This is a genomic window from Candidatus Symbiopectobacterium sp. NZEC135, assembly GCF_025962695.1.
On the sequence record NZ_JAGFPF010000036.1, the window covers coordinates 19,300 to 41,195 of the forward strand.

Here is a 21,896-nt window from a genome sequence, read left to right on the forward strand (position 1 = left end):
ACCATGCATGACAACCACAGCGCTGTAACCTGATGAATGTGCTTCCCCCTTTACGCTTGTTGGAGGTCAACACGCCATTGATCTGGCACTGGCCGCATTTTCTCGAGGTGATTGACCTCATTGCCCGCTATCGCTTCAACGGGCTGATCGTGCATCAACAAAATATCCTGGCGTTACTGGCGCGCCCGCCGGCGCATAACAAAAACCCCGGGATTGAAAACCTGCATCACGAACGCGAAAGTACCTTAAGCTACTTGCAACGGGTGTCACACCACTGCCAGTCGCGCCATATTCAACTGTGGATCCAGGGTGAAGCCTTTCCCGGTGACGCCAAAATCAAGCAAAAATTTCCTGAATTCTTTCTGGACGATGACGCTGTCGCTAATAACGCCTCGTTTCTGACGCGTTTTTACAGTGAAACCGTGGACGAGATGCTGGCCGCCCTGCCGGACATCAGCGGGCTTATCCTCAGCCTGCAAACCCCGACATTTCATCCCGAGCAGTGGAAACAGAGCATGAAAGTGCTGCACCGCATTTTGCGCCTGCACGGTAAAAAACTGGTGTTGCGCGATTACCTTGATGACAGTTGGCCGCGTCGCCAGTTGCATAACACCCTGAGCAGCCTGCCGGATGACGTGCGCGTCTCGATGAAAGCCACGGCGATGGATTACCGCCCTGGATTTGCCAATAATCCAGAACTGACGTCTTTTCCCGGCAATAAAAAATGGATCGAATTCGATTTGTGGGGCATCGACTACGGCTGGACGCTGCTGCCCTGTATGCTGGTGGACGAAATTCAGGGGCGTTTGAGCTGGGCACATGCCGTGGCGGGCGATGAACTGGAAGCCATCAGCGCCCGCATTAGCTGGGAGTGGATCAGCAACAGTTCGCTGTTGGAATCGATCAATGAAATCAACCTGTACGGGTTGGCGCAATTGATCAACCACGCAGAGGGCGGTGAACTTCATGCCGCGGCCCTTTTTCAACGCTGGTTGCAGGACAACCATGCTGTCAATGCCACCGCCGTTACCAGCAACAATGCCGCAGGCAAACGACTTGATAGCGTGCAATCGCTGTTTTTCAACAGCTATGACTGGATGTGTAAGACACCGTATTTCCTTGGACGCTTGTTGCACCGCCATAGTCAATTACCCCACACCCTGGAACAGGCTATTCCGTTATTGCATGCAGAAACCCGAAGCGCCAACTGGACTCACGCTTTTCAACCGCTATTCCCAACAGACGACCGTGAGTTAGGAAGCCATCAATATGAGCTGGTGGCCCTTGAACGCCAGCAATCTCATTTCTTTGCCCATCATCTACGTCAATCCGCGCGTGAAATTCACCACGCCAGACTACTACCTGAGCCGCTCTGCGCACGGTTGGCCGCCAGTTGGGATTGTGCCTGGTGGTATACCGAACTCTACGACCACGCAAAACAACTGATTGCCGACGCGCTCTTTACCCTAAGCTACGGCGGTACCATCAGCGCCCGCGAACAACACTGCAATGACGCCCAAGCGTTTGCTGAAAAATTGCATCACTGGCTGGCGCAGCATCAGTACGACTATCCGCACTTTTTGCCCATGCTGATGGCACCCGCGCGTTTGCACCAACTCGCCGAATCTTGCCGTCATCCCGCATCCAATTGAATGACCGTTTCAGTGAATGGATGTCAGCATAAGCGTTGCACTCATCGGGTGAAACGCTGTTTTGAAAGGGAGATTCGGCGAAAAGGGAATATGTCACCAAGTTGTGAGAGTTATCGCAAATGCTTCGGGTTATAGGTGATTTACATCACATTTCCCTGACATTAAAACGTGACGTCATTCACTTTTTCCGTCGTTTTACGTGATGACGATCTCAATTTATTTTCATTCGTCAAGGGTGTCGGCAATAATGGCGGTAACAACGGGATATACCGCATCGAGGGACCTGAATCATGGCACAACGCTTTTTATTGGATACCTTATCCACACCGCTCGGGGATTTATTGATTATCGCCGATGAACAGCAGCGGTTACGTGCGGTGGAGTGGAAAGAATATGAAGAGGGATTATACCGTCTGCTGGCTCGGCGTTATAAAAATGATCCTTTCGAGTTAACAGAAGCGGTCGACCCAGGCGGATTAACCCAAGCACTCGCGCGTTATTTTGCCGGGGACTTGCAGGCGATCGATTCGCTTGCGGTTGCCAGCCTCGGTACACCGTTTCAACAGCGGGTATGGCAGGAACTGCGTAAAATTCCTTGTGGCACGACCATTACCTACGGTGAGCTGGCGGCCCGCCTCGGCTCACCCACGGCATCCCGCGCAGTCGGCATGGCGAATGGCAGCAACCCTGTCAGTATCGTCGTCCCCTGCCACCGCGTTATTGGTGCCAATGGTGCATTGACTGGTTATGCCGGCGGAGTGCAACGTAAAGCGTGGCTACTGGCACATGAAGGAGCGATTGCACAGCAGGGCGCGCTATCGTTATGTAATTTATGATATATCGCATGATCATTGATATTGCGTAAAACGGTGTGACAGCTATCGTTTTTCTTTTAATGACACGCTATGCCCCCTATTTATTCGTTTGATATACGAATGACGACACTTACCATCACCGATAAAAGCTGTTAAAATTGACCGATATCAATTATCGACTGAGCAAAGTCTATGATCCCGGAAAAGCGAATTATTCGGCGCATTCAGTCTGGTGGTTGTGCAATCCATTGTCAGGATTGCAGCATCAGCCAGCTGTGCATTCCTTTTACATTAAATGAGCACGAGCTCGATCAGCTCGATAATATCATTGAAAGGAAGAAGCCGATCCAAAAGGGACAAGCGTTGTTTAAAGCCGGTGATGAACTGAAATCACTCTACGCGATCCGTTCTGGGACCATCAAAAGTTACACCATCACCGAACAGGGTGACGAGCAGATTACCGGTTTCCATTTGGCGGGCGACCTGGTCGGCTTTGATGCCATTGGCAATGCCCAGCATCCCAGCTTTGCGCAGGCGTTGGAAACCTCTATGGTGTGCGAAATCCCTTTCGAGACGCTGGACGACCTTTCTGGCAAAATGCCGAATCTGCGCCAACAGATGATGCGTCTGATGAGCGGCGAAATTCGTAGCGATCAAGACATGATACTGCTGTTGTCGAAAAAGAACGCTGAAGAGCGTCTGGCCGCGTTTATCTACAACCTGTCGCGCCGTTTCGCCCAGCGCGGTTTCTCTCCGCGTGAGTTCCGACTGACCATGACGCGCGGCGATATCGGTAACTACTTAGGGCTTACCGTGGAAACCATCAGCCGTTTGCTCGGCCGCTTCCAGAAAGGCGGTATTCTGGCAGTGAAAGGGAAATACATCACCATCGAGAATATTGACGCCCTGTCAGAACTGGCCGGAACCGCACGCGCAAAAGCCTAACCTATTGCCGGGTCATTGTTTTTATTTTATTGATCCGGCTCTCATCACCAGTTGTTAAAAGCAATTCCCATGAGGTACTCTTAATTACCGGCTGTAAGGTGACAGCTGTTAGGAGGACCTATGGCAACATATCAGAACTTACTGGTAGCTATTGACCCGAATCAGGATGACCAACCCGCGCTGCGACGCGCAGCATACCTGGTTCAGCGGTTAGGCGGTCGTATCAAGGCATTCCTGCCGATTTATGATTTCTCTTACGAAATGACCACCGTGCTCTCGCCAGACGAACGCACGGAAATGCGCCAGGGTGTCATTGAACAGCGAAAAGCATGGATTGCAGAACAGTGTGCCTACTACATTGAAGCCGGTATCCCTATCGATATCAAAGTGGTATGGCACAATAAACCCTATGTCGCCATTATTCAGGAAGTGCTCGCCCACCAGCACGATTTAGTGTTAAAAATGGCCCACCAGCACGACAGGCTGGAGGCAGTGATTTTTACCCCGCTGGATTGGCAATTGCTGCGTAAGTGCCCCTGTCCGATGTGGATGGTGAAAGACCAACCCTGGCCCGACAATGGCCGTGCACTGGTCGCCGTTAACCTCGCCAGTGAAGATCCTTACCACGATCCGCTTAACATTAAGCTGGTGTCTGAAGCGCTGGCCCTCGCCAAGCAGGTCGATCAAACCGAAGTGCATCTGGTCGGTGCCTATCCGGTTACCCCCATCAATATTGCCATTGAACTGCCGGATTTCGATCCCGGCGTGTATAACGATGCTATTCGTGGCCAGCACTTGATTGCCATGAAATCCTTACGCCAGAAATTTTCGTTGGACGAACGCCTGACGCATGTCGAAAAAGGGCTACCGGAAGATGTTATCCCCGATCTGGCGGAGCACTTACAGGCGGGCGTGGTGGTGTTGGGCTCATTGGGACGTACAGGACTGTCGGCGGCCTTTATCGGCAACACCGTTGAACACGTTATCGATCACCTTAAATGTGACCTGTTAGCCATCAAACCCAATGATTTTGTCTCCCCGGTCACCCTTGATGGCGAAGGTGAGGATACCAAAGCTTAGCGCCACAAGGTTATAATCTGCTTCTCTGGACGAAATCGACCTGACGGCCGATTTCGTTTTTTTATGCGCGAGCAACCGTCACCGGACACCTTGTGCCGTCATCTCGTTTATGTTGCCAAACGGTTTAACGCATTTTCTCGTTTATGCTTGTCTTAGGTAAGAAGAGTCAACACGCTATTGATACAGGAGACCGACCATGGAAGTTCAGCAAATCCTACACACCATGACGCTGGAGGAAAAGATAGGACAGAAAATCATGCTGGATTTTCGCCTCTGGCAACGGCAGGATATGATCGAGCCCAACAGCGTCATCGAGAACCTGCTGCGCGTCCACAATATCGGTGGCGTCATTCTTTTTGCCAACAATCTAAAAAACAAAGCACAAATTAAAACACTGACCACATGGTACGCCTCACTGCAAAGCCTTTCTGGCGTCCGGTTGTTTATCGGCACCGACAATGAAGGCGGGAACGTATTTCGCTTGCCGCGCGATAAGTACTCCCCGTTTTCAGGCAACATGGCGCTGGCCGCAGCCGTTACCGGCGGTGGCGATACCCAACTGGCCTACGCGCAGGGCGCACGCATGGGGTACGATTTGCGAACGTTGAACATCAACACCAACTTTGCCCCGGTGGTTGACGTGAACAGCAATCCGCTCAATCCGGTGATTAATGTGCGCAGTTTTAGTGATGACGTTACGACCGTCACCACACTGGCAGAAAAAATTTCAGCGGGCATGCAGCAACAAGGCGTGATGACGGCCTATAAACACTTTCCCGGTCATGGTGATACCTCAACCGATTCCCATACGTCTTTGCCACGGGTTGATCGCTCGCGCCATGACGCCTTTGCCATTGATATCGCCCCCTTCGCGCACGCCATCGAAAACGGGTCTGCCCCCGATATGATCATGACCGCGCACATTCAGTACCCCGCGCTGGATAACAGTCAGATCACGACCTGCAACGGTGAAAGCATCATTGTGCCCGCCACCATGTCACGAGAAATACAGAGTAACCTGCTGCGCGAACAACTGCATTATCAGGGTGTCACCATCACCGATGCGTTGGACATGGGCGCGATTGCTGACCACTTCACGCAACAAGACGCACTGGATGCCGTATTTAAGGCCGGTGTGGATATCGCGCTGATGCCCGTCAGTATCACGACACCGGAACAGGGCGCCGCACTGTCAGCCCTGATTGCCCGCGTGGTTGAGAAAGTGAAACAGGGCGAGTACAGCGAGGCGGAAATCAACGAATCCGTAGCGCGTATCCTCACGCTGAAACAGCGCTACCAGCTGCTGGGCAACGCCAGTGGCCCGACGATCGCTGCACCCAACGACGATATCGAAACCCTGATTGCCGATCGCTCCATCACCGCAGTGGTTAATCAACAGGGCACGCTACCGCTGCTCAATAAAAACTTACGCTACTTTATCTTGACGCCCTGGATGGAACAGGCCGATGGCATCAAAATAATGATGGAGCAATACGGCTACCCTCACGTTGATGTTGCCAAGGAATCGCAATTAACCGATGGAGAGATTCGCCAGCGGATAGCACAATGTGATGTATTTCTACTCGGCACCCTCTCCACGCGTTTTACCCCAGTAGAAAAAGACGGTATTGCAACACAGGAAAACACGCTGCAAAACGATACTACGCGCTACCTGGACTGGTTGCGCTATGCGGGGTCGCTTGCCAAAACGCGGGTACATTTGTCACTGCGTGCACCCTATGACATCGCTCTTTATGCCAATGACGTTGAGGCTGCCGTCGCCAGTTACGCTTATTTTGGCTGCGACAACGGCGTGTGGCGCGGAAAATCCATGATATCGCTAGCGAAAATTCTGACAGGAAACGCCTCTCCGCAAGGCAAGCTGCCGGTGGTGGTGTGGAAAGACTACGACGCTGAAACCAACACGGGTACGGTCGCCTTTCCGCGCGGTTTTGGTTTGAGCTGGTAAACGCACCGCCAATAAAAAAGGGCAGGATTTCCCCTGCCCTTAATCAATACACTTTCCGTTATAGCGCTTTCAGGATCGCTGCCACGCTTTCTTTGGCATCGCCAAACAGCATTTGGGTGTTTTCCTTGAAGAACAGCGGGTTCTGCACCCCGGCATAACCGGTGTTCATAGAACGTTTAAACACAATAACATTCTGTGCTTTCCACACTTCCAGCACGGGCATTCCCGCAATCGGACTGCCCGGATCTTCCTGTGCCGCCGGGTTCACCGTATCGTTAGCACCAATGACCAGCACGGTATCGGTGTCAGTGAAATCGTCATTGATCTCGTCCATCTCCAGCACCACGTCATAAGGCACTTTGGCTTCCGCCAGCAGTACGTTCATATGGCCCGGCAAACGCCCGGCAACCGGGTGGATACCGAAACGCACTTTGATGCCACGTGCACGCAATTTGGCCGTGATGTCATGTACCGGATATTGCGCCTGTGCCACCGCCATACCGTATCCCGGGGTAATGATCACCGACGTGGAGTTCTTCAGCAGTTCAGCAACGTCTTCCGCCGACGCTTCACGGTATTCACCCACTTCTTCGCTGGCGCCAGTAGAAGAACCATCAGTACCGAATCCGCCAGCAATGACGCTGAAGAACGAACGGTTCATCGCCTTACACATGATGTAAGAGAGAATCGCACCCGAAGAACCGACCAGCGCACCGGTAACGATCAGCAGGTCGTTGCTGAGCATAAAGCCCGCCGCCGCCGCTGCCCAACCGGAATAGGAGTTCAGCATCGACACCACCACAGGCATGTCGGCCCCACCGATAGATGCCACCAAATGCCAACCGAACACCAGTGCAATGGCGGTCATAAACAGCAGCGCAATGCTCTGTCCTGCCACGCCGCCGCTCACAAACAACAACAACAGCAGGAACGACACCACCAGCGCGGCCAGGTTCATCTTATGGCGATGCGGCAGCATCAGCGGCTTGGATGAAATAATGCCGCGCAGTTTACCGAAGGCCACCACGGAACCGGTAAAGGTTACCGCACCGATAAAGATGCCGAGGAACACTTCCGTCAGATGGATATTCACCATCACCGGATCGGTGATTTCACCGTGATCCAGGAAGCTGTTAAACCCAACCAATACCGCAGCCAGACCAACGAAGCTGTGCAGAATGGCAACCAACTCCGGCATTTCCGTCATTTCGACTTTACGCGCCAGGTAGATACCGACAGCACCACCGATCGCCATCGCGGCAATAATCCAGCCCACGTTTCCGGCATTCGGCCCGAGAATGGTGGCAATCAGCGCAATCGCCATCCCGGTAACGCCAAAGATATTCCCCTGACGTGATGTTTCATGTTTTGACAGCCCTGCCAGACTGAAAATAAACAAAATAGCGGCAACAATGTATGCAGCTGTAACCAATCCTCCAGACATGTGTTACCCCTTAGTTTTTACGGAACATTTTCAGCATGCGCTGGGTGACGGTGAAACCACCGAATATATTGATGCTGGCAATCAGTACGGCAATGAAGGAGAAGAACGACACCCATCCGCCATGACCGATCTGCAACAACGCCCCCACCACAATAATGCCCGAAATCGCATTGGTTACGGACATCAGCGGCGTATGTAGCGCATGACTGACGTTCCACACCACGTAGTAGCCCACCACGCACGACAACGCAAACACGGTGAAATGCGATAAAAACTCTTTCGGTGCCACATTGGCCAGCCAGCCGAACAGCAAAATCGCCAGCGCCATAAAGGCGTATTTCTTCCAGGGTGATGCCGGTGCGGCGGCCACTTTCGGCGCCGCAGCGGCCGCCTTAGCCTGTTGCGGCTGAGCAGAAACCTGAATCGGCGGTGCCGGCCAGGTAACATCCCCTTCTTTCACCACGGTAACACCGCGGATCACCACGTCATCGAAATCAACGGTGATGGTGCCGTCTTTTTCTTTGCACAACAGTTTCAGCAAGTTAACCAGGTTAGTGGCATACAGCTGTGAGGATTGTGTCGGTAAACGGCTCGGCAAATCGGTGTAACCGATAATTTTCACGCCGTTCTCGGTAACGGTCACCTTATCGGCCACGGTGAGTTCACAGTTGCCACCGGTTTGTGCCGCCAGATCGACAATCACGCTGCCCGGCTTCATGCTCAGCACCATCTCTTTGGTGATAAGGCGCGGTGCTGGTTTTCCGGGGATCAACGCGGTAGTCACGATAATATCGACATCTTTCGCCTGCGCGGCGAACAGTTCCATTTCCGCTTTGATAAAGGCTTCGGACATTACTTTGGCATAGCCGTCGCCGCTGCCCGCTTCTTCTTCAAAATCAAGCTCAAGGAATTCGGCGCCCATGCTCTGCACCTGTTCCTTGACCTCTGGGCGGGTGTCGAACGCACGCACAATCGCGCCCAGACTGCCTGCTGCACCGACGGCGGCCAGCCCGGCAACGCCCGCACCGATCACCATCACTTTCGCAGGTGGTACTTTACCCGCAGCAGTGATCTGACCGGTGAAGAAACGGCCAAACTCATGGGCAGCCTCCACAATCGCGCGGTAACCGGCGATATTGGCCATGGAGCTCAAAGCATCCAACGACTGCGCGCGAGAAATACGCGGCACGGAATCCATTGCCATCACGGTGACTTGACGCTCTGCCAGTTTTTCCAGCAATGCCGGATTCTGCGCGGGCCAAATAAAGCTCACCAGCGTGCTGCCTGCACGCAACAACGCCGTTTCATCCTCCAACGGCGCGTTAACTTTGAAAATGATATCGGATTGCCAGACATCCGCCGGTTCCGCAATCGCTGCGCCCGCAGCAGCATAAGCGGCATCATCGAAACTGGCCAATTTGCCCGCGTCACGTTCTACTGAGACCTCGAAGCCGAGTTTTAGCAACTGTTCCACCGTTTTCGGCGTTGCTGCGACACGCGCTTCATTGGCCAACCGTTCTTTTGGTATACCAATACGCATACTGATTCCCTATCGCTTATTTATACGAAGTTTTTATTGTCACCCCACCTGATAACTCGATTGCCCAGCAATGCTTGCGCAACGTTCTGTTATCAACAATCACAAGGCAATGACATATAACCTACTGAAAATGTGATCGATGATCCATATATAAAATCACTTTCCTGCAAATGCTTAGCAAACTTCGGCGAATGGCTCGAATTCAGGAGAAAAGCCGCCGCTATCTACCTTGTTTTTATCATTATCTTCCAAAACGTATTTAGCGGTAATTCACAAAACTCGCTTGTTACGAGGTTGTTATTACTGACAATCCTTATAAATCTCACTTATCGCATGCAAATTATCATTAATGGGTATTATTCCCTTTTTTATGCCGCGAATGCCTTAGCCCCTGACGATACGCCGCCGCCAGATAAAATGCAGAGGCGAACGCGCTGATTACGTGCCATAATCGGCACCACGTTGTGTCATCAGGTGATGACGTTTTATGTCGCAACTTCCCTGCGTCAGGCGAAAGGATTTTTTATGAAGCTGAAGACCCGCGTTATCGCGTCTACCCTCCTCTCTCTCGCGGTTTTTTCTGCCCACGCGGCACAGGAATTGACACCCGAGCAGGCTGCTGCGGTAAAACCGTTCGATCGAATTTCGTTTAGTGGCCGTTTTGACGCCATTTTTGACGCGGTGGCAGAAGCGTCAAAACGTGCTGACAAAGCCGGCGCTGATGCGTTTTACATTCAGGCGATTAACGAACAAAACCGAGGCAACAGTCAGACGGTTTATGTCGACCTGTACCATAAAGAAGCACCGAAAGCGGATGCTACTCCAGCACAGCGCACCTTTGATGGCATTCGCGAACTGCCGCAATATGACGCTTACCATCTGGAACCGTTTGATACCGTCTCAGTCAGTGGGTATTTCTCTACCCAACCCGACATCAATGCCGCCATCGCTAAAGCCGCTAAAGAGAAGAATGCAGCCTCTTTCTTTATCGTGCGCCAGGTCGATATCAACAGCACCGGCACTAACCAGAAAATCACCGCTTACGTCTATAAAGCCGATGCGCCCAAGCGCGTGGTGCAGAGCACTGACGTGATACCCGCTGATTCTGACGCGGGCCGCGCAGCGCTTGCCGCAGGGGGGGAAACCGCAGCTAAAGTGGAAATCCCCGGTGTTGCCATGTCTGGCAGCCCGAGCCGTAACGTGGGTAATTTCTACGAAACGCAATCATCTAAAGGCGGACGCTATACGGTGAATTTGGCCGATGGCAAAAGTGTTCAGGAATTGAACAAGGCCACCGCCGCGCAGATGACGCCTTTCGACTCGATCACCTTCCGTGGCAACTTCAACGGAACGACGGATGTGTCAGAAGCGGTGGCAAAACGTGCCGCCGACAAAGGTGCCAAGTACTACCACATTACCAAGCAGTGGTTTAATAAAGGCAGCAATATGACCATCAGCGCAGATCTGTATAAATAACGACGTGCTGGCGTTTTGCTGCTGAAGTGACAGATTCCCGCCAAGGCGGGAATCTGCTTTTAAGGGGACAACGAAAAGCAAATAATCAGTTGTTGGTATCCAGTTCAGGGAACTGTTTGACCAGGTCATCAATCGCTTTGATTTGTTGCAAGAAGGGTTCCAGTTTATTCAACGGCAATGCAGACGGGCCGTCGCATTTCGCATTAGCCGGATCCGGATGTGCTTCAATAAACAACCCTGCCAACCCAACCGCCATGCCTGCACGTGCCAACTCAGTGACCTGACCACGACGACCACCGGAAGCCGCACCGAACGGATCGCGACACTGCAACGCGTGAGTCACGTCAAAAATCACCGGGCAGCCGCCAGACACTTGCTTCATGACGTTGAAACCCAACATATCCACAACCAGGTTGTCATAACCAAAGTTGCTGCCGCGATCGCACAAAATAACCTGCTCGTTGCCACCTTCCTTGAACTTGTCAACGATATTGCCGATTTGTCCCGGGCTGATAAACTGCGGTTTTTTCACGTTGATCACCGCGCCGGTTTTCGCCATTGCCTCAACCAGATCGGTTTGGCGAGCCAAAAACGCCGGTAACTGGATCACATCCACCACATCGGCAACAGCCTGCGCCTGCTGTGCTTCGTGCACATCCGTTATCACCTTCACACCGAAGGTCTGTTTCAGTTCCTGGAAGATTTTCATGCCCTCTTCCAGACCCGGTCCACGATAAGAATGAATGGAGGAGCGGTTAGCCTTGTCGAAGGAGGCCTTGAACACGTAGGGAATGCCCAGCTTTTGCGTTACGGCGACGTAATGTTCGCAAATACGCATGGCGAGATCGCGCGATTCAAGCACATTCATGCCGCCAAACAGGACAAACGGCGCGTCGTTGGCAACAGGAATATCACCAACCTTGACCACTTTGTTCTTCATGCTATTACCTTATCGGAGTGATTAACATTAAAAAAATGCATTAGTGCAATACAATATGCTTTTGCTCTATCGAGTGAATTTGCACTTTGATCATTTCGCTGACCGGATCCTCAGGGCACTGTTCCACGAAGTAGCTTAAATCAGACACGGCGATATGATCGCAGTCCAATTGTGCGTAGATCAAGCCGCGATCGCGAATTTCATAAGGGTCTTCCGGATCGAATTGCAGCACGGCTTCGCTGGCCCGCAGCGCAAGTTCCATCTGCTTCTCTTCCATCAGCGCCACTTTTAACGTATCGAGCAATTTACGCACAATCAGCACGTTTTCCGCTTCATCCAGATCTTCATCCATCAGTTGCGTCGACGGGCCAATGTTACCTTTAAGCCACACATCCAGCACATGCTCGCTCAGGGTATCGCCATTAAGCGGATTGATAAGCCACATCTCGTTATCCATCCAGTCCGCGCGCAAAATCAACTGTGTTGGGAAAATCACCGGCATCATGGGCAAATCCAAGGCGTGAGCGATATGCAGAAATACAATTCCCAGCGATACCGGCATTCCCTGACGGGTTTCCAGCACCTTATCTAACCACAGCGCATCGGATAAACGGTAAACGCCACTGGCACCGCCAAATCCCCAAGTGCGGTAAAACAGCGTCAACAGCATATCCAGTTGTTGATCCTGATCCAGATCGCGGGGAATGGTTTTACGCGCTTCGTCGACCAACTGTTGCAGTTTCTTACGTACATTCAGGGCGGAGAAGTCACTTCGCACTCTCTGTGAAACTAAAATAACCCCTTCACTTAACGGCGACTGATTGAATTCAAAATCCGCAATAGAACTCATAGTTATTCCATCAGAAATGCGAGTTTAGTGATTGCTGCCTGTGCAATCAGAAAGAAACACACCAAGGCAAGGATAAACGCCACCCAACGCAGACTCAGGCTACGTTGGCGCCGACCCAGCGCGATGTGTCCCAGTAAAATGTAAATGATAACGCCAAACAGCTTCGCCGTCAGCCAGCTTTCTTGCGCAGAGAAAGGATAAAAGCGATTGATAACGATCAGTGCAATACCGCTCGCTAACAGTAGCGTATCGTTAATGTGTGGCACCATCTTGACCCAGCGCTGTTGCAACGCAGAAGAGTGGCGGCACAGCCAATAGAAACGCGTGACAAACAGGCTGAGCGTCACAGCAGCGGCAAGCACGTGCACCGTGAGAACAACGGCGTGGTACGACATCATGCCTCTCCCTCTACTGCAGGCCACTGCCCCAGCGTCACGCGCTCATTACCACCGTAATCGCGACAGGTAGCAACCTGCTCAAAGCCGCGCTGTTGCAGCAACTGTCTCACCGCTTCACCTTGCTGCCAACCGTGCTCTAACAGTAACCAGCCCGCCTTTTTTAAATATTGCGGAGCCTGTTGAATAATCCAGCGCAAATCAGCCAGTCCCCCTTCGGCAGCCACCAGCGCGCTGCGCGGTTCAAAGCGCACATCCCCTTCACGTAGGTGGATGTCTTCGGCGTCGATATACGGCGGGTTACTGACAATCACGGAAAAGCGCATGGGCGCTACGGGGGCAAACCAGCTGCCATGCAGAAATTGCACATTGGACAAGTGCAATGTCGCCGCATTACGTTGTGCCAATGCCACCGCGTCTGGCTGAACATCAACCCCAGTCACGTTGCAGTCTGGGCGTTCGCTCGCCAGCGCCAGCGCGATCGCCCCGGTCCCGGTGCCCAAATCCAGCACCGTCGGCGCACTGAACAGTGCCATGCACTGCAACGCCTGTTCCACCAGACACTCAGTGTCTGGACGAGGGATCAAGGTTGCCGGTGAGACAGCCAATGGCAAAGACCAAAACTCACGTTCACCCGTCAAATAAGCCACTGGCTCACCGTTGATACGACGAGTCAGCAGCGCCGACAGGCGCTGAAGCTGCGTGTCATCGAGCAAGGTTTCGCCAAACGCCAGCAGAAAGGTGCGCCCTTTTCCCGTGACGTATTCCAGCAGAATTTCCGCATCACGCTTCGGGCTTTCACTGTGGGTCAACTGCTGTAGCGCCGTTGCTACCCAGGTGCGGTAATCCATTATTCCTGCTCGGACAGCGCCGCCAACTGATCGGCCTGATACTCTTGCACCACCGGCTGGATAAGCATATCCATCTTGCCTTCCATTGCTTCATCCAGGCGGTAAAGGGTCAGGTTAATACGGTGATCGGTCACGCGCCCTTGCGGGAAATTATACGTGCGGATACGATCGGAACGGTCTCCGCTGCCCAACAGGTTACGGCGCGTCGATGCTTCTTCCTGCTGGCGTTTTTGCACTTCTGCTGCGCGTATACGCGCAACCAGCACCGACATCGCCTTCGCCTTGTTTTTGTGTTGGGAACGCTCATCCTGACATTCGACCACAATCCCGGTCGGTAAGTGGGTGATACGAATCGCCGAGTCGGTGGTGTTAACGTGCTGACCACCGGCACCGGAAGAACGGAAGGTATCAATACGCAAATCCGCCGGATTGATATCGGGGGTTTCCGCTTCAGGCACCTCGGGCATGACCGCGACCGTACAGGCTGAGGTGTGAATACGCCCCTGCGATTCGGTGGCAGGCACGCGCTGCACGCGGTGGCCGCCCGACTCAAATTTCAACTGACCATAAACACCATCGCCACTCACTTTGGCGATCACCTCTTTATAACCGCCGTGCTCACCGTCGCTGGCGCTCATGATTTCCACTCGCCAACGGCGCGATTCAGCATAACGGCTGTACATGCGAAACAGATCGCCGGCAAACAGCGCCGCTTCATCACCGCCGGTGCCCGCGCGCACTTCAAGGAAGCAGCCGCGCTCATCGTCCGGATCTTTCGGTAACAACAACACCTGAAGCTGCTGTTCCAGCGCTTCACTGTCAACCTTCAACTGTTTTAACTCTTCTTGCGCCATATCACGCATTTCCGCGTCATCCAGCATCAATTCTGCGGTTTCACTGTCTTCTTGCACCTGCTGCCAGCGTTGGAAACAGCGCGTGATGTCCGCCAACTGGGCATATTCGCGAGACAATGCCCGAAAGCGCTCCATATCGGAGATAACGCTCGGCTCACCCAGCAGGGCTTGTACTTCCTCGTGACGTTCTTGTAACGCTTCCAGTTTGGCAACAATAGAAGGCTTCATGCGTGCGGTTAATTCCTGTCAACTAAAAATGGAGGGGTGCTAGTCCAGCCCAAGGCTGTCGCGTAAAATATGTAATCGGGTAAGATCGCCGTCGCGGGCAGCCTGCTGCAACGCGGCGGTAGGTGCATGAATGAGACGGTTGGTGAGACGTGAGGTTAACGCGTCCAGCACTGCTTCCACGTCATTGCCTTGCTGAATGGCCGTAAGCGCTTTCGCCGTCATCTCCGCGCGAATCGCGTCTGCCTGTGAACGGTATTCTCGGATGGTTTCTACCGCCGATTGTGCACGCAGCCAGGCCATAAAATCGGCAGATTCTTGCTGCACGATGGATTCAGCCTGCACCGCTGCGGCCTGACGCTGCGCCATGTTGTGCTGAATGATGGCATGCAAATCGTCCACGCTATACAGATAGACGTTGGGTAATTTGCCCACTTCCGGTTCGATATCGCGCGGCACGGCGATGTCCACCATCAGCATAGGCTGGTTACGACGCGCCTTCAGCGTCCGTTCCATCATGCCTTTGCCAATGATCGGCAGGGTGCTCGCGGTGGAGCTGATCACGATATCGGCCTGTGCCAGATAGTCATCCAGTTCGCCCAGCGTGATCACTTCAGCGCCCACTTCAGCGGCAAGGACTTGCGCGCGTTCGCGGGTACGGTTGGCAATCACCATGCGCTTCACCTGATGTTCGCGTAAATGGCGCGCCACCAGTTCGATGGTTTCTCCCGCACCGACCAGCAGTACGGTAACCCCCACCAGCGATTCAAAAATCTGCCGCGCCAATGCACAGGCGGCAAACGCCACCGACACCGCACTGGCACCGATATCCGTCTCCGTGCGTACCCGTTTGGCCACTGAGAACGAGCGCTGGAACAAACGTTCCAGCTCGCTGGAGAGCGAGTGGCCGCGTTGAGATTCGGCGAAGGCTTTTTTAACCTGCCCAAGAATTTGCGGCTCGCCCAGCACCAACGAATCCAATCCGCTGGCAACACGCATCAGGTGGTTAACCGCCGCATTATCCTGATGCCAGTAGAGGCTGTTTTTCAGTTCATCAGGGTTCAGATGGTGGAACTGGCACAGCCAGTCGACCACCTGTTCGCGCTGATTCTCCCGCTCATCGACACTGAGATACAGCTCAGTACGATTACAGGTAGACAGCACAACCCCTCCCTGCACCAGCGGCTGCGCAAGCAGGCTGTGCAAAGCATCGCCCAGCGCATCAGGGGAAAACGCGATACGTTCCCTGAGTGATACTGGAGCGGTTTTGTGGTTGATGCCAAGCGCAAGCAGGGTCATTGGGTCATTCTTGAATACATGCCGTCAAGAGTAATGCCGACATTAGTATGGTCTTAGAGTAGGGGCATTCTACTTGATGCAGCGCAGCATGAAAAGCGACGCGGCGCGAAGTACCTCTATTGGTGTAGTTGACATTGTGTGACGCATTCCTTATTTCTCTGTCATGCATTGCCGCTGGGCATCGCTTGCAACGCATGGCACACTATATCCATTCGACATGATGACGGGGTTTCTCTGCCCTTAATAGGATATATGCAACATGTTAAGTCATACCGCCCGCGCCTTACGTCTCCTGCCTTTAGCCAGTTTACTGTTGACTGCCTGTACACTGACCAAGCCCTCGGGTCCTAACGCAACGTCGGATTCTCCGGCCTGGTTACAACATAAGCAACAGGTGCAACAATTAAGCCAATATCAGACACGTGGCGCATTTGCCTATCTTTCCGATAGCAAAAAATTATCGGCCAACTTTTTCTGGCAAGAATCCTCTGCACAACGCTATCGTCTGCTGCTGACCAACCCGTTCGGCGGCACGGAACTGGAACTGCGCGCGCAGCCCGATGGCATTCAAATCACCAATGGGCAAGGAAAACGTTATGTCGGCAAAGATGCCGAGTACATGTTGTCCCAACTGACCGGAATGCGCATTCCGTTGACCAATCTGCGCCAGTGGATGATTGGCCTGCCGGGAGAGGCGCAACAGTTTACGCTGGATGAGCACGCGCGGCTGAGTACGGCAACGCTGCAACAAAACGGCCTGACGTGGGAAGTGAAATACCTTGGTTATGATGATAGCGTCACCCCCACCCTACCCAACGCCCTGGAGCTGACGCAAGGCGAGCAACGCATCAAGCTGAAAATGAATAACTGGACGGTGCAATAAGCATGAGCGATGCGGCACAACTGACGCACTGGCCCTCCCCGGCCAAACTCAACCTGTTTCTGTATATCACCGGCCAGCGCGCTGACGGGTATCACCTGTTACAAACGCTGTTCCAATTTCTGGATTATGGTGACACGGTCGACATCCGCTTACGCAGCGACGGTATTATCCAGCTACTCACGCCCTTACCCGGCGTGCCTGATGACACCAATCTGGCTGTACGCGCCGCACGCTTGTTACAGGCATATTGCCATGAGCAGGGCCGCCAACTTGCCTATAACGGTGCCGATATCGCTATCGATAAATGCCTGCCGATGGGCGGTGGTCTAGGGGGCGGGTCCTCCAACGCGGCTACAGTGCTGGTTGCGTTAAATCATCTGTGGCAATGTGGCCTTGATGAGGACACGCTGGCACAGCTGGGATTACGACTCGGTGCAGATGTACCGGTGTTTGTACGCGGGCACGCCGCCTTCGCCGAAGGCGTTGGTGAGATACTGACGCCTGCCTCGCCGCCGGAAAAATGGTATCTGGTGGTACACCCCGGCGTCACCGTTCCGACCCCGCTGGTGTTTGGCGATCCGGACTTACCGCGCAACACACCGGTACGCTCATTGGACGAGCTACAAAAACAGACCTTCGTCAATGATTGTGAATCTACCGTAAGAAAACGTTTTCGCGAGGTTGAACAGCGACTTTCTTGGCTGCTAGAATACGCACCGGCGCGCCTGACAGGAACGGGAGCTTGTGTGTTTGCCGAATTCGACACCGAATTCGCCGCTCGTCAGGTGCTTGACCAGGCCCCGGAAAGGCTAAACGGTTTTGTTGCACGTGGCGTTAACACCTCGCCGCTGCACCGTGTGCTTTCCGGGCAACGTTAAGCGTTGAAAACAGTTTTACCCCGTATGGCGGGTTTATGCCTTAAGTTCAACGCTTAACTCATACACCCGTATGCATATTTTACCTGCTGTCTCGCAACGCCCTCGAGACACCGGGTACAATATTTCTCTGGACGCAAGCCTGAGGTTCTTCTCGTGCCTGATATGAAGCTTTTTGCTGGTAACGCTATCCCCGAACTAGCGCAACGTATTGCCAACCGTTTATACACCAGCCTGGGAGACGCCGCTGTAGGTCGCTTTAGCGACGGTGAAGTCAGCGTGCAAGTCAATGAAAACGTTCGTGGTGGCGACATTTTCATCATCCAGTCCACCTGTGCACCAACCAATGACAACCTGATGGAGCTGGTTGTGATGGTCGATGCTCTACGCCGCGCGTCAGCGGGACGTATTACCGCCGTTATCCCCTATTTCGGCTATGCTCGTCAGGACCGCCGTGTGCGTTCTGCGCGTGTACCGATCACCGCCAAAGTGGTCGCTGACTTTCTGTCAAGCGTTGGGGTTGACCGTGTCCTGACCGTGGACCTGCACGCAGAACAGATTCAAGGCTTCTTCGACGTTCCGGTCGATAACGTGTTCGGCAGCCCGATTCTGCTGGAAGACATGTTGCAGCAGAATCTGGAAAACCCGATTGTGGTTTCTCCAGATATCGGTGGCGTTGTGCGTGCACGTGCGATTGCTAAACTGCTGAACGACACTGACATGGCGATCATCGACAAACGTCGTCCGCGCGCCAACGTCTCTCAAGTGATGCACATCATCGGTGATGTCGCTGGGCGCGACTGTATTCTGGTCGACGACATGATCGATACCGGTGGCACACTGTGCAAAGCGGCAGAAGCATTAAAAGAACGCGGTGCCAAACGCGTCTTTGCGTATGCCACTCACCCGATTTTCTCCGGCAATGCGTATGACAACATCAAGAATTCGGTAATTGATGAAGTGATCGTCTGCGATACCATTCCGCTATCGGAAAATATCAAAGCACTGCCTAACGTGCGCACATTGACACTTTCGGGCATGCTGGCAGAAGCTATTCGTCGCATCAGCAACGAAGAGTCTATTTCTGCCATGTTTGAACATTAATCAACAGCGTCCATTTCTGTTGTCGACAAAACGCCACCCAAGGGTGGCGTTTTTTATTTTCTCGTGGATACGGTTACGTTCCGCACATAATATCGTTTAGCGTGGCAATAATAGGGTTTGCAAACAATGACGATAATTATTACCAGACCAACTAAATCGCAAGAGGAATAATAATTAGCGCGCAAAACAGGTATTTTCTGCAAGCAGAAAAAATATCCCTACGCCTGCCGAAACAGCAGGCGTCTGATATTATCAGGAATGGGGTTGCTGACGGCGGCAGCGTTTGTCGAAATGCTTCACCCACCAATAGCGATCGGCGACAGCCTCACGCCCGCCAATACGCGCCCCAACCAGCCAGGTCATGGCACCGGCGAAAATGGCCATCAGGTCGAAATAAGTAAAGTAGGCTGGCAAGTTCAGCTCCGGTAATTGGCTGATAATGGTGAAGGCGATCCCCCCAACCATTAACACCATACCAATGCCCATAAATACGTTGCCCAGCATGACAGCATTTTTGCGTTTCATCTGTCACCTCCTGTAATGGTCAGGTAAAATACGTGACCGATCGGAAAAATGAAAATGCTACGTAACCGTCCTTGTTCTGATGTAATTATAGACGCTGTAGGCAATAAGGTATTGCGTAGGTGATCACAGATAAGCAAGTGTAGAAACGTTTTTTTACATTTAGTGCTGAACACGTGTAAATATAATTAATAACAAATTTGAATTATTACCAAAGTAAATTGCTTTCATCCATTTTCAGACGTACTCCCGTCAAACGCGCGACAAACATCCTGCTGAAGGCTTTTTCACGGCCCTACTCCTGTGTAAACTACGCGTTTGAATTTCTGTTATCGAGCGTCATGAGACGCAACATCTGGGACTAAACGTGAGCAGTATCAAATTAATCGTCGGATTGGCGAATCCGGGCGCCGAATACGCCGCCACGCGCCACAATGCCGGTGCCTGGTACGTGGACCAGTTAGCTGAGGCTCATCGTCAATCGCTGAAGGAAGAGGCCAAATTCTTTGGCTATACCGCACGTCTCTCGCTGGCTGGTCACGATGTTCGCCTGCTGGTGCCGACCACCTTTATGAACCTCAGTGGTAAAGCGGTGGCGGCAATGGCAACCTTCTACCGCATCCAACCGGATGAAATTCTGGTGGCACACGATGAACTGGATCTTTTGCCGGGGGTTGCCAAACTGAAACTGGGCGGCGGACACGGTGGGCACAACGGCTTGAAAGACATCATGAGCAAATTAGGGAACAACCCTAATTTTCACCGTTTGCGTATTGGCATCGGCCATCCCGGCGATAAAAGTAAGGTTACCGGTTTTGTACTGGGTAAACCGCCCACCAGTGAACAGACACTGATTGACGGCGCGATCGACGAAGCCATTCGCTGCACCGAGATTCTGCTAAAAGACGATATGGTGAAAGCAATGAATCGGCTGCACGCCTATAAACCTGCGTGAAGTAAGATTCCTGCACAGGTGGTTCGAGTTAATACGCCATTCCGTGTATAATTGGTGCCAACGTATTTATTTGTTCAGATGACAAACCACAACCATCTGATTGATAAGCTATTTAAGGTGATAAAAGTATGGGATTCAAATGCGGTATCGTTGGGCTGCCTAACGTGGGTAAATCTACGCTGTTCAATGCATTGACCAAAGCCGGTATCGAAGCGGCCAACTTTCCGTTTTGCACCATAGAGCCCAACACTGGGGTGGTGCCGATGCCCGATCCGCGTTTGGATAAACTGGCCGAGATCGTTAAACCGCAGCGTATTCTCCCCACCACGATGGAATTTGTTGATATCGCTGGTCTGGTAAAAGGAGCGTCCAAAGGTGAAGGCCTGGGCAACCAATTCCTGACTAACATCCGTGAAACGGAAGCGATCGGCCACGTAGTACGTTGCTTCGAAAACGACAACATTATCCACGTTGCGGGCAAAGTTGATCCGGCTGACGACATCGATACCATCAACACCGAACTGGCGCTGGCGGATCTCGATACCTGCGAACGCGCCCTGCACCGTGTGCAGAAGAAAGCCAAAGGCGGCGACAAAGACGCAAAAATTGAACAGGCTGCGTTGGAAAAATGTCTGCCACAGTTGGAAAAAGCCGGCATGCTGCGCGCGCTTGATCTGAATGCGGAAGAGAAAGCCGCCATTCGTTACCTGAGCTTCCTGACGCTCAAGCCCACCATGTACATCGCTAACGTCAATGAAGATGGCTTTGAAAACAACCCTTACCTGGATCGGGTGCGTGAAATCGCTGCCAGCGAAGGTTCTGTCGTTGTTCCGGTGTGTGCCGCAGTGGAATCGGACATTGCTGAACTGGATGACGCCGATCGCGACGAATTTATGGCAGAACTGGGACTGGAAGAGCCGGGCCTGAACCGCGTGATCCGCGCTGGTTATGAACTACTGAACCTGCAAACCTACTTTACCGCAGGCGTAAAAGAAGTGCGCGCCTGGACCATCCCTGTCGGCGCGACGGCCCCACAGGCCGCCGGTAAAATCCACACCGACTTCGAAAAAGGCTTTATCCGCGCGCAAACCATCGCGTATGAAGATTTCATCACCTATAAAGGTGAGCAAGGCGCGAAAGAAGCAGGGAAAATGCGTTCAGAAGGGAAAGAGTACATCGTTAAAGATGGCGATGTGATGAACTTCTTGTTTAACGTCTAATT

At 52.7% G+C, this 21,896-nt stretch carries 20 protein-coding genes; 11 read left to right on the forward strand and 9 right to left on the reverse strand.

Annotated features, from left to right (window positions below; all coding sequences use genetic code 11):
- Positions 1-32 precede the first annotated feature (32 nt).
- The 5 genes from J5224_RS16445 (at position 33) to J5224_RS16465 (ending at position 6,461) form a co-directional block, all read left to right on the forward strand.
- A complete protein-coding gene (locus J5224_RS16445) occupies positions 33-1,652 on the forward strand; it encodes a hypothetical protein (RefSeq protein ID WP_264626397.1) in 1,620 nt (539 codons plus the stop codon).
- A 290-nt stretch (positions 1,653-1,942) separates the two neighbouring features.
- Positions 1,943-2,488, forward strand: coding sequence for a methylated-DNA--[protein]-cysteine S-methyltransferase (ogt, locus tag J5224_RS16450; RefSeq protein ID WP_264626398.1), 546 nt, complete (start codon positions 1,943-1,945; stop codon positions 2,486-2,488).
- A 171-nt stretch (positions 2,489-2,659) separates the two neighbouring features.
- Complete coding sequence (gene fnr / locus J5224_RS16455) at positions 2,660-3,412, forward strand: fumarate/nitrate reduction transcriptional regulator Fnr (RefSeq protein ID WP_264626399.1); 753 nt, start codon at positions 2,660-2,662, stop codon at positions 3,410-3,412.
- A gap of 120 nt (positions 3,413-3,532) precedes the next feature.
- Positions 3,533-4,492, forward strand: a complete 960-nt coding sequence (uspE, locus tag J5224_RS16460; RefSeq protein ID WP_264626400.1) for a universal stress protein UspE — start codon at positions 3,533-3,535, stop codon at positions 4,490-4,492.
- A gap of 196 nt (positions 4,493-4,688) precedes the next feature.
- Positions 4,689-6,461 (forward strand): glycoside hydrolase family 3 protein, encoded by a 1,773-nt coding sequence (locus J5224_RS16465; protein ID WP_264626401.1) that lies wholly within the window; start codon positions 4,689-4,691, stop codon positions 6,459-6,461.
- Positions 6,462-6,519: 58 nt separating this feature from the next.
- Here J5224_RS16465 and pntB read toward each other — a convergent pair whose 3' ends face one another.
- On the reverse strand, positions 6,520-7,905 hold the full coding sequence (gene pntB, locus J5224_RS16470) for a Re/Si-specific NAD(P)(+) transhydrogenase subunit beta (RefSeq protein ID WP_264626402.1): 1,386 nt from the start codon (positions 7,903-7,905) through the stop codon (positions 6,520-6,522).
- Between the two features lie 10 nt (positions 7,906-7,915).
- Positions 7,916-9,445: a Re/Si-specific NAD(P)(+) transhydrogenase subunit alpha gene (gene pntA / locus J5224_RS16475; protein WP_264626403.1), complete on the reverse strand. Its 1,530-nt coding sequence runs from the start codon at positions 9,443-9,445 to the stop codon at positions 7,916-7,918.
- Positions 9,446-9,970: 525 nt separating this feature from the next.
- Between pntA and ydgH the strand changes: the two genes are divergently transcribed.
- The gene (gene ydgH, locus J5224_RS16480) at positions 9,971-10,921 is read left to right on the forward strand and encodes a DUF1471 family protein YdgH (protein ID WP_264626404.1); all 951 of its coding nucleotides are present in this window, start codon (positions 9,971-9,973) and stop codon (positions 10,919-10,921) included.
- An 85-nt stretch (positions 10,922-11,006) separates the two neighbouring features.
- Here ydgH and kdsA read toward each other — a convergent pair whose 3' ends face one another.
- The 6 genes from kdsA to hemA are packed head-to-tail and all read right to left on the reverse strand — an operon-like array spanning position 11,007 to position 16,335.
- Positions 11,007-11,861, reverse strand: coding sequence for a 3-deoxy-8-phosphooctulonate synthase (gene kdsA / locus J5224_RS16485; protein WP_264626405.1), 855 nt, complete (start codon positions 11,859-11,861; stop codon positions 11,007-11,009).
- A 40-nt stretch (positions 11,862-11,901) separates the two neighbouring features.
- Positions 11,902-12,711 (reverse strand): invasion regulator SirB1, encoded by an 810-nt coding sequence (sirB1, locus tag J5224_RS16490; protein WP_264626406.1) that lies wholly within the window; start codon positions 12,709-12,711, stop codon positions 11,902-11,904.
- Between the two features lie 2 nt (positions 12,712-12,713).
- The gene (locus J5224_RS16495) at positions 12,714-13,106 is read right to left on the reverse strand and encodes a SirB2 family protein (protein WP_264626415.1); all 393 of its coding nucleotides are present in this window, start codon (positions 13,104-13,106) and stop codon (positions 12,714-12,716) included.
- On the reverse strand, positions 13,106-13,957 hold the full coding sequence (prmC, locus tag J5224_RS16500; protein WP_264626407.1) for a peptide chain release factor N(5)-glutamine methyltransferase: 852 nt from the start codon (positions 13,955-13,957) through the stop codon (positions 13,106-13,108). The genes J5224_RS16495 and prmC overlap by 1 nt, the downstream gene beginning before the upstream one ends.
- Positions 13,957-15,039, reverse strand: a complete 1,083-nt coding sequence (gene prfA / locus J5224_RS16505) for a peptide chain release factor 1 (RefSeq protein WP_264626408.1) — start codon at positions 15,037-15,039, stop codon at positions 13,957-13,959. The genes prmC and prfA overlap by 1 nt, the downstream gene beginning before the upstream one ends.
- Positions 15,040-15,078: 39 nt before the next feature.
- The gene (gene hemA, locus J5224_RS16510) at positions 15,079-16,335 is read right to left on the reverse strand and encodes a glutamyl-tRNA reductase (protein ID WP_264626409.1); all 1,257 of its coding nucleotides are present in this window, start codon (positions 16,333-16,335) and stop codon (positions 15,079-15,081) included.
- 259 nt (positions 16,336-16,594) lie between these two features.
- On the opposite strand from hemA, the gene lolB reads away from it, so the two are divergent.
- From lolB to prs, 3 genes are all read left to right on the forward strand, one after another.
- The gene (lolB, locus tag J5224_RS16515; RefSeq protein WP_264626410.1) at positions 16,595-17,218 is read left to right on the forward strand and encodes a lipoprotein insertase outer membrane protein LolB; all 624 of its coding nucleotides are present in this window, start codon (positions 16,595-16,597) and stop codon (positions 17,216-17,218) included.
- Between the two features lie 2 nt (positions 17,219-17,220).
- On the forward strand, positions 17,221-18,096 hold the full coding sequence (ispE, locus tag J5224_RS16520) for a 4-(cytidine 5'-diphospho)-2-C-methyl-D-erythritol kinase (RefSeq protein ID WP_264626411.1): 876 nt from the start codon (positions 17,221-17,223) through the stop codon (positions 18,094-18,096).
- A gap of 153 nt (positions 18,097-18,249) precedes the next feature.
- Positions 18,250-19,197 carry a ribose-phosphate diphosphokinase gene (prs, locus tag J5224_RS16525; RefSeq protein ID WP_195313487.1) on the forward strand — a complete coding sequence of 316 codons (948 nt, stop codon included), beginning with the start codon at positions 18,250-18,252 and terminating at the stop codon, positions 19,195-19,197.
- 252 nt (positions 19,198-19,449) lie between these two features.
- Here prs and ychH read toward each other — a convergent pair whose 3' ends face one another.
- The gene (gene ychH, locus J5224_RS16530; protein WP_222160621.1) at positions 19,450-19,722 is read right to left on the reverse strand and encodes a stress-induced protein YchH; all 273 of its coding nucleotides are present in this window, start codon (positions 19,720-19,722) and stop codon (positions 19,450-19,452) included.
- Positions 19,723-20,086: 364 nt separating this feature from the next.
- On the opposite strand from ychH, the gene pth reads away from it, so the two are divergent.
- Both pth and ychF read left to right on the forward strand, forming a co-directional pair.
- A complete protein-coding gene (pth, locus tag J5224_RS16535) occupies positions 20,087-20,674 on the forward strand; it encodes an aminoacyl-tRNA hydrolase (protein ID WP_264626412.1) in 588 nt (195 codons plus the stop codon).
- 128 nt (positions 20,675-20,802) lie between these two features.
- Positions 20,803-21,894 (forward strand): redox-regulated ATPase YchF, encoded by a 1,092-nt coding sequence (gene ychF, locus J5224_RS16540; protein WP_264626413.1) that lies wholly within the window; start codon positions 20,803-20,805, stop codon positions 21,892-21,894.
- Positions 21,895-21,896: the final 2 nt, after the last annotated feature.